Origin of the sequence: Pseudovibrio sp. Ad5 (genome assembly GCF_001623095.1) — a bacterium.
Lineage (GTDB): Bacteria > Pseudomonadota > Alphaproteobacteria > Rhizobiales > Stappiaceae > Pseudovibrio.
In genome coordinates this window covers 40,502-52,587 of the sequence record NZ_LMCH01000015.1, presented here as the reverse complement: position 1 = coordinate 52,587, position 12,086 = coordinate 40,502, and the positions used below count along the sequence as shown (strand labels likewise).

Sequence of the window (12,086 nt, the reverse complement as noted above, 5' to 3'; positions counted from 1 at the left end):
GCTTCACAAACTGATTCAAGTGAACGGCTCACACCATGTTAGGCCTTAGAAACCAGTTTTGACAGGGCTTTCATTCGGTCGCTTTTCGAACCTGTCAGCTCCACCGTTTCGGGCAGGACATCCAGCAATCCGAGCGTGTCATCGCGAAGAATTTGCTTCAGACGGGTGTCGGTTTGTTTCCGCAGTTTGGGGTATTCGATGGTGGTGGTGATCTCATCAGGTGAGATAAGCGGAAGGAAGATGATCAGGTCCAGTGTGGTGAGGGCTTGTTCGATCTGCCTCAGGAGCTGACCTGACGGCTCCCATTCATCGTCGTCTTGTTCACTCAGCACTTCCAAATAAGCCATGAAATCCAGCGGGCAGCGATCGAAGATTATGTTTTGCTCTGCACCGGAAGTGAGGATCGTTTTCAGGTTGTGGCTCAGCTGCTCTGTGAAGCTTTCGATGGTGGGCTCATTTGAGAGTGCAACGCCCTGCTCTGCCAGGTCCCAATAAGGTTCCTGAGTGGCTTCATAGGTCAGGTTTTGATCGACAAAGTCCTCTATGAGTGTTGTTTTGCCGCTGCCGTGGGTTCCAGTGATCGCGATCCTCATGCTGTCCCCTGAAGATAAATGCCTCTCTCCGTGCTCGAAGTGAGGCGCTTGATTGTTCTCTACTGACACTCGGCTCTAACCCTTGCGTTTCAGTTCCAGCCAGATGTGGGGGATGTTGCGGCCATCGTCTTTGTGTTGGACGAATGTTGTTCTTGAAGCCTCTTTAAAGCCGTCACCGTAATACACTGCAATCTCTTCATCCGTCAGTGGCCATGGCGGGCCTGAGCGGTCGCCGGTGCCATCATAGTACCGCCCGAGGATGATCAGCGAGCCGCCCGGTGCGACAAGGCTTTTGAGAGGTTTGACCACATCACCGCGCATTTCAATGCCGATGGCCTGCAGGGTAAAGCATTCGTAGACCAGATCGAATTTGCCAACCCAATCTGCTGGCGGGTTGAACAGGTCTGCACAACGGAACTCGATTTCACCAGATGGGAAGCGCTTTTGCGCCCATTCTATTGCTGTGGGTGCCACATCAAAGGCGGAGGTTTTCCAGCCTGCCTCATACAAAGCATTGGCGTTGTCGCCCAGCCCGCAGCCCACATCCAGCGCGGTGCGTCCCTCACCCTTGTTGTGTTCCAGCCATTCCACCAATGGTGCTTTTGGCTTCAGCTCGGCCCACGGGATCTCGTTGGTGTCGCCATCGGCAGTGGTGTAGACCTGCTCAAACCAGCTTTTACGGTTTTCCCAGCCTCCACCATTTGCACCTTCCAATGTATCCAGACGCGCGCGCAGCTGTTTGCGATGGTCTATGTCGTCAGTGGTCATGCTTTCCGGTCCCATCCGCCATTGTCGGTCTGCGCCCAATATGTGAGTTCGTGGTCGCCGTTTTTGACCTCGAGCCAGCGCTGCCGGGCTTCTTGCAAGGCATCCTGATCGTTGCCGTCAAACATATAAACGACGCGCTTGTACTGCGCCGGATCTGGCAGCGGTGCGCGGTCCACCAGAAAGCGGACGATTGCCTCATTGGGGTTGTCGTTTTCCGTTGTCAGGTAGATGGGCTGAAATTCCGGATGGCCTTCCTTTTTGGTGCCGTGAGGCAGGAAACCATCGTCAGAATAGGTCCAGAGGTAAGAATCAATGGCATCACACCGTGCTTCCGTTCCAAACTGGATGGTCACAACCCATTCTCTCTCCAAGCACTTTTCAAGGAGAGTGGGCAAGGCCCGTTCCAGCGGAAATTTAGAGAGCTGGTAGAACAGCACTTCACTCATATTCTGGTTTCCCGTTTATCCGGCAGGCCTTTTGCGTCCTGCAGCCCAATACGCCGTGCGACGCATGCTGCATCAGGCTGCGCATGGAATATGTAAAGCCCAAATCACTGTGTTTCTCAATTGACCACATTTTATCCTAAAAATTGTCGTGAATGATCCCAATTACATTGGGATATTCATAGGAATCGTTGATAAACCCAACCCAGACGCTTTAAAGGGCTAGACTTGACCGCATTCCTGGGGAATTTCGGTGTGGTGTTAAGCTTAGCGAAACCGACGCCAAATTATGGAGAGTGAAATGCTCTCATCTCTGTGGTGTTGTAGGACCGCAGGCATTGTATATTTAGGAAACGACCAAATGGCAGCGCGTATTGTATTGTTCTTTGCTCTTGTATCCGGTCTTGTTGGCGTAACAGCTGCAGTGGGTGCAATGCTTCCAGAAGCCTCCAGCTCCTGTACTCATTATCAGACCTGCTGATTGACTGGAAAACCAACTTACTCTTTCAAATATAAAATTTTCTTTGAATATAGCGCTTAGCGCGTTTAACTCTTTTAAGATCAAGAATGCCCCTCTTCAGTTTGAAGTGGGGTTCTTTTTTTGTAGTTATCAAGACGTTACTGTTACCTTTGTGATGAGCAGCAAAAAAGGCCGCCCACAACTTCTGTGACCGGCCTTTGTTCGTTTAATTTAGCGCAGGCATTTTACTGCCTGATGCAAGGCTTAGCCTTCGTAATGATCTTTGATCATGCGGTTCAGTGCGCGCACGCCGAAACCGGATGCCCAGCCCTGAGAGATTGCGTTTTTCTTGGATCCCATTGCAGTGCCGGCCACATCGATGTGTGCCCACTTGGCCTCATTGGTGTGACGCTGCAGATAAACAGCTGCAGTGCTTGCACCACCCCAACGGCTGCCACCGGTGTTACGCATATCGGCATTTGGGGTGTCGACCATCTTGTCGTACTCATCACCCAAAGGCAGACGCCACATTTTTTCTGCAGTGGTTTCACCAGCTTCGCAGATCTGCGCTGTCAGCTCATCATCAGCAGAGAAGACACCTGCGCGGTGGCCGCCCAGAGCAACCAGACAAGCGCCTGTCAGGGTTGCAAGGTCTACCATGAACTTCGGCTCAAAACGGCTTTGTGTGTACCAAAGCGCATCACCCAGTACCAAGCGGCCTTCCGCATCAGTGTTGAGGATCTCAACGGTCTGACCAGACATTGTTTTGACGATATCGCCCGGACGGATTGCGTTACCATCCGGCATGTTTTCTACCAGACCCAGCACACAGATTGCGTTGACTGCAGCTTTACGGCCTGCAAGAGCTTTCATAAGGCCGATGACAGCTGCTGCGCCGCCCATATCGCCCTTCATGTCTTCCATGCCAGCGCCTGGTTTCAGGGAGATACCACCGGTATCAAACACAACGCCTTTACCAACGAATGCGATTGGAGCGTCGCCTTCCTTGCCGCCATTCCATTTCATGATTGCCAAACGGGAAGGACGAACTGATCCCTGACCAACGGCCAGCAGTGCATTCATGCCCAGTTCCTGCATCTCTGCTTCATCGAGGATTTCAACTTCCACGCCGAACTCAGAGAGCTGCTGAGCTTTTGCAGCGAACTCAACCGGGCCAAGCGTGTTGGCAGGCTCATCAACAAGAGTACGTGCGAGAAGTGTGCCTTCTGCCACAGCCTCAGCTTCTGCCCAAAGTGGCTCAACGGCTGCTGCATCCTGCACCTTCAGCGTGATTTCGCAGGCCTTGTCGCCGTCTGCTTCTTTTTTAACAGTGCGGTAGGTGTCGAACTTGTAACCACGCAGCAAAGCACCTTGCGCAAAGTCTGCTGCCTGCTGAGCTGTTGCGGCAGCTGGGAAGGTCACTTCTGCACCTTCCGCTTTGAGCGCAAGCAATTTGCCAGCAACTTCACCGCCCAGATTAACCCAGTCCTGCTCTTTCAGATCGTCGACTTTGCCAAGGCCTGCAACGATCAAACGGTCTGCATCCATACCTTCTGGAGCGAGCAAGTGCATGATACCGGATTTCTTACCTGTGAAATCAGCCGTTTTAGCAGCGCGCTCAACAGTTTTTCCAGCAGAGCCCATCACACCCTCAGCTTCTGCTGCAAAGCTGAGTTCTTCACCTGCAAAGACGACCTGAACGGGTGCTGTTGCATCAGAATACTGCGCGATCTTAATGGATGTGAATTGCGTCATTATGTCGTTTCTTTCCTCGGGATGACCTGCGATAGGCAATTTCTAGCAGAATATGCTAGCAACCACAGGCGGACGCGTGGTCCAGCTACTCTTAAAATTCATGGCAGAACATGGCGCGATAATGGTCCCGTTTCAAGGCTATGTGAAGAAACTTGCGAGTTTATTCATTAAAAGATCCGGTGATCCGGCTTTCTGCCGTATTCCGTGTTATTGAGTGGACTTGAATCATTTTGCGGCTTGGCCTCCCCCATAACGAACAAGAAAAGGTTCTGTTGCACGGCACAATGAAAACTATTGAACGCTACATCGTCAAACGCAGCTTTACCGCCTTTATTGTGACACTGGCCGCCATGACCGGCGTCGTCTGGTCTACGCAGGCGCTGCGCCAACTGGATCTGGTCACCTCAAAAGGCCAGACCCTTTTGCAGTTTGGTTACATCACTGCATTGGCTCTGCCTTTCCTCATCCTGATCGTTGCGCCCTTCGCAATGATGCTGGCGTTTATAATCGTGCTTAACAGCATGTCCCGCGACAGTGAGCTTATCGTCATCAACGCTTCGGGCGCTTCCAAGTCGCTTGTTCTCCGGCCAATCATGGTGTTTTCACTCACGATCACAGCCCTGATGTATTTCCTGTCCATGTATCTGTCCCCGACAGGCTTGGCGGAATTGCGCAGTGAGTTGACGCGCGTACGTGTTGATCTGGTCGCCAACATCATCAAGCCTGGACGTTTCATTCCGATCGAAGAGAATCTGACCTTCCATATCCGCAACAGAAGCGGTGATGGGATCCTTGAAGGTCTCTTGCTGGATGATGCCCGCGATCCGGAAACCTCATTTACCTATACGGCTGAAACGGGACGGATTATCGAGGCTGCGGACAAAACACTGCTTGTCATGCTTGATGGGACGATCCAGCGCCGCCCGAAAGGTGGACAGGATATGTCCATCGTCAGCTTTGAGAGTTATGGCTTCGATTTGTCCTCGATGATTCCCGAGGCTCGCGAGCCAACATTCAAGGCAAGTGAGCGTCCAACCTTCGAATTGCTGAGCGCAAGCCCTGATGATTCTTACGCTGCAAAGCATTGGGACAAGCTAGTTGTGGAATTCCACGACCGTTTAAGTGTCCCGCTTTACCCCATTGCCTTTGGTCTGATCATCTATGCTTTCCTGGGTTCTCCCAAGACCACTCGTCAGGACCAAGGCCTTGCAATAACAACAACAATCGCAGTTGCGACCCTGCTGAGAACAGCAGGTTTTGGCGCAACGCTCATCGTGAGTTCGGCTCCTGATATGTTCCCATTGCTCTATGCAATCCCAATAATCGCAATTGCGCTTGCTGCGTGGTCCATTAGCCTGAACAGAAGACCTTGGTTTGTTCAGCGTCTGGTCGATGGAACACAAAGCCTCTTTAATGGCATTGGTCGTGTGTTCTCCAAATTGGTAGGCCGCAAGAACCAAGGGACAGCAGGACTGTAATGACCGGAAGAACGCTTAGTCTTTACATATCCAAACGGTTTTTGAAGTCAATTCTGGCCCTCTTTCTGTTTGCTGCCGTTTTGATCTTGCTGTTTGACGTGCTTGAGCTTGTTCGCCGTGGTGGCGATCGTGAAGGGTTTTCTCTTCTGCGCATTGCTGCGATTTCTGCCTTGCGCGTTCCACTTCTGCTTGAACAGGTTATTCCATTTGCAGTCCTTTTTGGCTCTATCTGGGCGTTTGTTACGCTTTCCAGAAGCCTTGAGCTTGTGGTCGCACGTGCGGCTGGTATTTCGGTCTGGCAGTTTACTGCCCCTGCTCTTCTGACTGGCCTGTTCATCGGCGTAGCTGCTGTGATTGGTTACAATCCTGGTGCTGTATATCTGCAGCAAAAATCAGATGAGGTGGCAGAGGGCTTGTTCAGTGTGGAGCAAACCTATTTACTGGAAGGATCTGGAGAGGTTTGGCTCCGGCAGAACGGCACCGATGGTGAGTCAGTTCTTCATGCACGCCACACCAGCGGGCAAGGTGCGTCACTCAATGGTGTCACGATCTTCTCTTTTGATCGCCAAGGCCAGTTTTCAGAGAGAATCGAAGCACGGCGAGCCGTCCTAGCTGAGGGCATGTGGCGGCTAACGGATGCGGTTGTCTATGCTGTGGACACTGATCCACAGCATTATGGGAACTACTCTGTCAGTACTTTTTTGACCCCGACAGAGGTCAAGGAGAGCATAGGTTCGCCGGAATCTATTAGTTTTTGGAGTCTTCCACGCTTTATTGAGTTATCCCAAAGGGCTGGACTACCCGCGTATAGGTATTCTTTACAATATCAGACTCTTCTAGCCAAACCCCTGTTACTTGTGGCAATGATTGTCATTGCTGCTGCTGTTTCGCTGCGTGTATCGCGTTTTGGGGGGATTGGCCGCTTGATCGTTTGGGGCATTATTGCTGGTTTCGTGCTTTATGCCGTTTCCGAAGTCTCAAAGGATCTGGGCGGTGCTGGAATCGTTCCCACAACGGTTGCAGCATGGGCACCTGGCGTATTTGGGGTTCTTATGGGTTTTACAATTCTGTTGAATCAGGAGGATGGTTGATGGGTTCGGCCTTGATCCTGAAACAGAAAATCAAGCGAGTTGGTGCTGGCTGCGTATCGCCAGAATACCTTCGCACTGTCTCTGCAGTTGCTCTGCTGTGCGGCGCTGGCCTTGCGGTCCTCAGCGCGCCTGCAGTTGCGCAGATCGACCTTTCACAGTCTGCCCAGCAGGCTGTTGACACATCTCAACCAATGTTGCTTGAAGCGAAAGAGCTTCGCTATGATTTTGACAATGACGTCATTATCGCGACGGGTAGTGTTGAGATCTATTTTGACAACTACACATTGCTCGCAGATCGTGTGACTTACAATCGTAAGGACGGCAAATTTTCTGCGCACGGCAATGTGGAAATGACAGAGCCTGACGGCAATCTCATACTCGCAGACAATCTGACTTTGAGTGATGACTTCTCTGAGGGTTTCGTCAATGCTTTGCAGATTGACACTCCTCAGTTTACGCATTTCGTTGCCGAGAGCGCTGAGCGCTCTAATGACAACGTTACCACACTGAGGAATGGCACTTATTCTGTCTATAAGAAGGCTCCCAAGCCTCCGTTATGGCGGATCAAATCAACAACGATCATCCACAATCAGCAAAAGCAACGCATCTATTTTGAGGGTGCTTCCATTGAGCTGTTCGGGAATACGATTGCCAAGATTCCTTACTTCTCAATCGCAGATCCATCAGTCGGCCGTAAATCTGGCTTCCTACTTCCGCGCTTTGTTACCAAGAATCGCCTCGGTTTTGGTGCCGCGATTCCATATTATTGGTCCCTTTCGCCAACATACGATCTAACCGTGACACTCACGCCGCTCACGCAGCAGGGTGTATTGGGCCAGCTGGATTGGCGGCAACAGTTTGATACTGGTTCCTACAATGTTTCACTTGGCGGGATCTCTCAGGCAGACCCAAGTGCCTTTAATGGCTCCAGCGGCGATGTACGTGGTCGCTTCATTGTCAACACGGACGGAAGCTTCGATCTGAGTCAACGCTGGGAAGCCGGTTGGGACATTACTTATGCAACAGATCGGGCATTCCGCGAGGACTATGGGTTTGCACGATTTGGTAGCGCTCAGGAAGTTTCCAAGCTTTTCTTGAATGGTCAAACAAAGCGGAATCTCTTTGACGCAAATGCATATGCCTTCCAGATTTCGCAGGAAGACAACCCAAGCCCAACGCAGCCGATGAATCCAATTGGGCCATTCTCTCAGGTCAATGCAGACCTTCAAGAGAAGCAGCCTTTTGTTCATCCTGTCATAGACAATGCCATTTATTTTGAGAAGTCTGTCGTTGGTGGACAACTAAACTACGATGGCAACCTCACAAGTCTGACACGCCAGACAACTGACGCCTTCTCTGTGAATGGCCAAAACCGCTTCCGTGGTGTTGAAGGTACGTTTAGTCGTCTAAGCGCAAACCTGACTTGGCAGCGCACACTTATCGATCCGATTGGTCAGGTGTTCACGCCGTTTGCCTATGCAAAGACCAACCTGTATTTCCTCGCTAATGCTGACCATGATGTCACCGCACTTTCCGATGAAGCAGTTGTCTTCCGCGGAATGCCTGCGATTGGCTTGGAATATCGTTATCCATTCCTTGCAACATTCAAAGGTGGCAATCAGGTAATTGAGCCGATTGCGCAGATCATTGTTCGTCCAAACGAGGCGGAAATTGGGGAACTGCCAAACGAAGATGCGCAGTCCATCGTGTTTGACGCTTCCACGCTGTTTGAGTGGGATAAGTTCTCAGGTTTCGATCGTAACGAGGGCGGCACTCGTGCAAACTTAGGTTTGCAGTATAAGCTTCAGTTTGACAAAGGGTCGTTTATCAGCGGTTTGTTTGGTCGCTCCTTCCAGCTTGCGGGCCGGAACTCCTATTCAGTTCCAGGCATTCTCGATTCAACAGGCGACTCTGGCTTGCAGACTGCAGGGTCTGATTATGTGACGAGCCTTTATTTCGACACCAATACTGGCTTTCGCGTTGGTGGTAATGCACGCTTTAGCGAACATGACTTTGGCGTAGAACGTGCAGAAGTCAGCGCGAGCGGTCGTTACGGTCCAGCTTCGACAGTTCTGTCCTATGCCTATTTGGCGGAGCGTCCAGACGCTGGGATTGATGAACAGCGCTCTGAGCTTGTTGGTGCCTTAAATCTGAACTTGCAGGAAAACTGGCGTGTCTTCGGTTCACTGCGTTATGATATGATCAACGAGAACATTGTTCAGGACACTGTTGGTCTTGGTTATGACGACGAAGGTTTCTCCGCTTCACTCTCCTACGGCGAGGACAGAAGTCGGAACAATGGTGAGCCTGTTGAGCGGATCTTCTTCTTCCGATTCGGCCTCAGAACCATTGGTGATACGAGCCTTTCGACCTCAACTTCTGACTCATCCCCAAATGATTGAGTAAGTATATAAGCTTAAACCTCTGGCTGTGCACAGGAAATAGCCAGAGGCATGACAGAATGTCGCCTACATTTGTTATTATTAGTTTGAATAAATTTTTCCGGGCTGCACCCTTCTAATTTGAGTCAAGCTGTGCCAAATATGCACCAGTGCTATCTAGGGAGCGTCCATTGAGGGCAATCGCCTTTGGGACGGAGAGCTTAACAAAATGAAACTTACTCGCTTCTGTGCTTCGCTTGTTGTCGCTGCCAGCATGCTGGCGCCACTTGGTCCGATGCTTACTTCTGCGGAAGCCGCAAGTAAAATCGTTGCTGTCGTCAATGGCCGTCCGATTACCAGTTATGAACTGCAACAGCGGTCAAAGCTCATCACGCTTACCACACGGGCACCGTCCAGCGTTGCCAAAAGAAAAGCTAAGGATGAGCTGATTGATGAAGCGCTGAAGCTTGAAGAGGCAAAGCGGGTCGGAGTTTCAATCGCTGACAAGAAAGTTGATGATGCTTTTGCAACAATCGCACAGCGCGTTAAACTCTCGCCTTCTCAATTCAAGCAAGCGCTTTCTCAAAGCGGCGTTAATCCTCGCACGCTGAAAAATCGCCTACGTGCTGAAATTTCCTGGTCTGAAGTTGTCATGCAGCGATTTCGCGCGACCGTTCGGATTAATGAGTCAGACGTGATTGCTGCGCTTCAGGGCAAAGAAAACAAAGATGACAATGGCGCGACCAGCGTTGAATACGATCTGCAGCGCATCATTTTTGTCGTCCCGAAGAAGTCCAGCAAGTCCTTCAAAAACAAGCGCGTCACTGAAATGAAGAAGCTTCGAGCCCGCTTCACATCCTGTGAAGAAGGAACGCGAATTGCATCCGGTTTGAATGAAGTCATCGTGCGCCCAATCGGCAAACGCCTTGAAACTGATCTGCCAGCAGCCTTCGTGCAAAAGCTGAATAAAATCTCTATCGGCCGCGTCACAGCGCCTACCCCTGTAGACTCCGGATTTGAGATGATTGCTCTTTGTGGTAAAGAGACAATCAACAGTGATGCGACTGCGCGAAGCACTATCGAGGGCGAGTTGCGGAATAAAAAAGGGCAACAGCTTTCTCGCCGTTACCTTCGTGACCTGCGCTCCAATGCTGTAATCGAGCAGCGCTGATCGCCTGATCAGCAGCAGGAGATGTTTTTTTATTATGCGCAGAGTGAAATTGGCGCTCGCCCTGACAATGGGCGAGCCTGCAGGTATTGGACCTGATATTACGCTTAAAACGTGGAAAGTTCGCTTTGAACAAGCTGTTCAGCCGTTCTACGTCCTATGCGATCCAGAGCTCCTCAAAGCCCGTGCAAAGCATCTCGGATTGAAAATTCCAATCAAAGTGGTGGAACCAGAAGCCGCCTGTGACTGTTTTGATGAGGCACTTCCGGTGGTTCCTCTCTCTGGCCCAGTCCAGGTTAGTCCCGGCGCTCCTTCTGGCACGAATGCTGCTCTTGTCATCGAATCCATCGAGACTGCGGTACGACATGTGAAGGATGGCAGGGCTTCAGCGGTTGTTACCAACCCTATCTCCAAGAAAATCCTTTATGACGCTGGTTTTCATCATCCGGGTCACACCGAGTTTCTTGGCGATCTGGCAAAGACCTACTGGGACAAGGACGTGGAACCAATCATGTTGCTGGCTGGTCCTGAGCTGATGGCTGTTCCGCTTACGGTCCATGTTCCAATTGTGGACGTACCAAAGCTGGTGACAAAGGATCTCATCGTCGACCGCTGCCGGGCCATCAACAAAGACATGATCGAACGGTTTGGCATTGCTTCGCCGCGTATCGCGATTGCGGGCCTCAATCCTCATGCAGGTGAAGGTGGCTCTATGGGTACGGAAGAGATCGAAACGATTTCTCCAGCGATTGCCCAACTGCGCAGTGAAGGCATAGATGCTCGTGGTCCTTTGCCTGCCGACACCATGTTCCACAGTGAAGCGCTGGATACCTATGATGTGGCTGTGGCCATGTATCATGATCAGGCGCTCATTCCTGTCAAAACTCTGGCCTTTGATGAAGCTGTGAATGTGACACTCGGCCTCCCCTATGTGCGCACATCACCTGATCACGGAACCGCATTTTCCATTGCGGGAACGAATAAGGCCTCTCCAAACAGCTTGATGGCTTCCCTGCGCCTTGCAGCAGCCCTCGCACAACCTGAGCTCGTTTAATGGCACAAATTGATGATCTGCCACCTCTGCGTGAGGTGATTGCAGAGTATGGGCTCGATGCCCGCAAATCCCTTGGTCAGAATTTTCTTCTGGACCTTAACCTTACCTCGCGCATTGCCCGCAGTGCCGGGGATCTGAGCAACTGCACCGTTGTTGAAGTTGGTCCAGGCCCCGGTGGTTTGACACGCGCCTTGCTTGCAGCTGGTGCCAAGAAGGTGGTTGCGATTGAGAAAGACACGCGATGCCTGCCTGTGCTTTCTCAGATTTCAGAGCACTACAATGGCAAGCTGGAAGTGATTGAGGGTGATGCCCTCAAGTACAATCCTGCTGAGCTTGCTGACGGCCCGATCAAGATTATCGCTAACCTGCCTTACAATGTGGGTACGCAACTCCTGCTTGGGTGGCTGACAACAGAGGAATGGCCTCCGTTTTGGGACTCTCTAACATTGATGTTCCAGAAAGAAGTCGGACAGCGCATTGTTGCTGAAACAGGCAATAAAGCCTATGGCCGCCTCGGTGTTTTGGCAAACTGGCGGTGTCATACGGATATACTTTTTGATCTGAACCCAAAGGCTTTCACCCCTCCACCAAAGGTGACGTCCGCTGTTGTGCAACTACACCCGCGCGAGAAGCCTCTGGAGTGCCCTTTGAAAGCGTTAGAGCGAGTAACCGCTCATGCCTTTGGTCAGCGCCGTAAAATGCTCAGAGCAAGCTTAAAAGGCCTTAAGCCAGATGCGGAGGATCGTATCGAAGCTGCCGGCCTCAAGCCAACTGCCCGAGCAGAAGAGATCGACGTGACCGGCTTCATTGCCCTGGCACATGCTTTTGACAAGGACTAGAGCAAGCTCGTTCAGTTTCTAACATGATAAAGCCCTGAGATCTTATCCGAGCTCAG

At 51.3% G+C, this 12,086-nt stretch carries 10 protein-coding genes; 6 read left to right on the top strand and 4 right to left on the bottom strand.

Going from position 1 to position 12,086, the window contains the following annotated elements:
- Nucleotides 1-38: 38 nt before the first annotated feature.
- From PsAD5_RS09030 to PsAD5_RS09015, 4 genes are all read right to left on the bottom strand, one after another.
- On the bottom strand, nucleotides 39-593 hold the full coding sequence (locus PsAD5_RS09030) for an AAA family ATPase (protein WP_063291863.1): 555 nt from the start codon (nucleotides 591-593) through the stop codon (nucleotides 39-41).
- A 75-nt stretch (nucleotides 594-668) separates the two neighbouring features.
- Nucleotides 669-1,361: a class I SAM-dependent methyltransferase gene (locus PsAD5_RS09025; RefSeq protein WP_063291862.1), complete on the bottom strand. Its 693-nt coding sequence runs from the start codon at nucleotides 1,359-1,361 to the stop codon at nucleotides 669-671.
- On the bottom strand, nucleotides 1,358-1,807 hold the full coding sequence (locus tag PsAD5_RS09020) for a DNA polymerase III subunit chi (protein ID WP_063288455.1): 450 nt from the start codon (nucleotides 1,805-1,807) through the stop codon (nucleotides 1,358-1,360). Before PsAD5_RS09020 ends, PsAD5_RS09025 begins: the two co-directional genes overlap by 4 nt.
- Nucleotides 1,808-2,528: 721 nt before the next feature.
- Complete coding sequence (locus PsAD5_RS09015; RefSeq protein ID WP_063291861.1) at nucleotides 2,529-4,019, bottom strand: leucyl aminopeptidase; 1,491 nt, start codon at nucleotides 4,017-4,019, stop codon at nucleotides 2,529-2,531.
- A 284-nt stretch (nucleotides 4,020-4,303) separates the two neighbouring features.
- Between PsAD5_RS09015 and lptF the strand changes: the two genes are divergently transcribed.
- From lptF to rsmA, 6 genes are all read left to right on the top strand, one after another.
- The gene (lptF, locus tag PsAD5_RS09010; RefSeq protein ID WP_208988556.1) at nucleotides 4,304-5,497 is read left to right on the top strand and encodes an LPS export ABC transporter permease LptF; all 1,194 of its coding nucleotides are present in this window, start codon (nucleotides 4,304-4,306) and stop codon (nucleotides 5,495-5,497) included.
- Complete coding sequence (gene lptG, locus PsAD5_RS09005; protein WP_063291859.1) at nucleotides 5,497-6,588, top strand: LPS export ABC transporter permease LptG; 1,092 nt, start codon at nucleotides 5,497-5,499, stop codon at nucleotides 6,586-6,588. The genes lptF and lptG overlap by 1 nt, the downstream gene beginning before the upstream one ends.
- On the top strand, nucleotides 6,588-8,990 hold the full coding sequence (locus PsAD5_RS09000) for an LPS-assembly protein LptD (protein ID WP_063291858.1): 2,403 nt from the start codon (nucleotides 6,588-6,590) through the stop codon (nucleotides 8,988-8,990). The genes lptG and PsAD5_RS09000 overlap by 1 nt, the downstream gene beginning before the upstream one ends.
- 208 nt (nucleotides 8,991-9,198) lie before the next feature.
- Nucleotides 9,199-10,140 carry a SurA N-terminal domain-containing protein gene (locus PsAD5_RS08995; RefSeq protein WP_063291857.1) on the top strand — a complete coding sequence of 314 codons (942 nt, stop codon included), beginning with the start codon at nucleotides 9,199-9,201 and terminating at the stop codon, nucleotides 10,138-10,140.
- 34 nt (nucleotides 10,141-10,174) lie between these two features.
- Complete coding sequence (gene pdxA, locus PsAD5_RS08990; RefSeq protein WP_057465379.1) at nucleotides 10,175-11,191, top strand: 4-hydroxythreonine-4-phosphate dehydrogenase PdxA; 1,017 nt, start codon at nucleotides 10,175-10,177, stop codon at nucleotides 11,189-11,191.
- Complete coding sequence (gene rsmA, locus PsAD5_RS08985) at nucleotides 11,191-12,030, top strand: 16S rRNA (adenine(1518)-N(6)/adenine(1519)-N(6))-dimethyltransferase RsmA (RefSeq protein WP_063291856.1); 840 nt, start codon at nucleotides 11,191-11,193, stop codon at nucleotides 12,028-12,030. The genes pdxA and rsmA overlap by 1 nt, the downstream gene beginning before the upstream one ends.
- Nucleotides 12,031-12,086: the final 56 nt, after the last annotated feature.

What these genes read in the sequence shown, in the direction of transcription:
- PsAD5_RS09030 (WP_063291863.1), bottom strand. Translation starts at nt 593, where the DNA reads ATGAGGATCGCGATCACTGGAACCCACGGCAGCGGCAAAACAACACTC.
- PsAD5_RS09025 (WP_063291862.1), bottom strand. Translation starts at nt 1,361, where the DNA reads ATGACCACTGACGACATAGACCATCGCAAACAGCTGCGCGCGCGTCTG.
- PsAD5_RS09020 (WP_063288455.1), bottom strand. Translation starts at nt 1,807, where the DNA reads ATGAGTGAAGTGCTGTTCTACCAGCTCTCTAAATTTCCGCTGGAACGG.
- PsAD5_RS09015 (WP_063291861.1), bottom strand. Translation starts at nt 4,019, where the DNA reads ATGACGCAATTCACATCCATTAAGATCGCGCAGTATTCTGATGCAACA.
- lptF (WP_208988556.1), top strand. Translation starts at nt 4,304, where the DNA reads ATGAAAACTATTGAACGCTACATCGTCAAACGCAGCTTTACCGCCTTT.
- lptG (WP_063291859.1), top strand. Translation starts at nt 5,497, where the DNA reads ATGACCGGAAGAACGCTTAGTCTTTACATATCCAAACGGTTTTTGAAG.
- PsAD5_RS09000 (WP_063291858.1), top strand. Translation starts at nt 6,588, where the DNA reads ATGGGTTCGGCCTTGATCCTGAAACAGAAAATCAAGCGAGTTGGTGCT.
- PsAD5_RS08995 (WP_063291857.1), top strand. Translation starts at nt 9,199, where the DNA reads ATGAAACTTACTCGCTTCTGTGCTTCGCTTGTTGTCGCTGCCAGCATG.
- pdxA (WP_057465379.1), top strand. Translation starts at nt 10,175, where the DNA reads ATGCGCAGAGTGAAATTGGCGCTCGCCCTGACAATGGGCGAGCCTGCA.
- rsmA (WP_063291856.1), top strand. Translation starts at nt 11,191, where the DNA reads ATGGCACAAATTGATGATCTGCCACCTCTGCGTGAGGTGATTGCAGAG.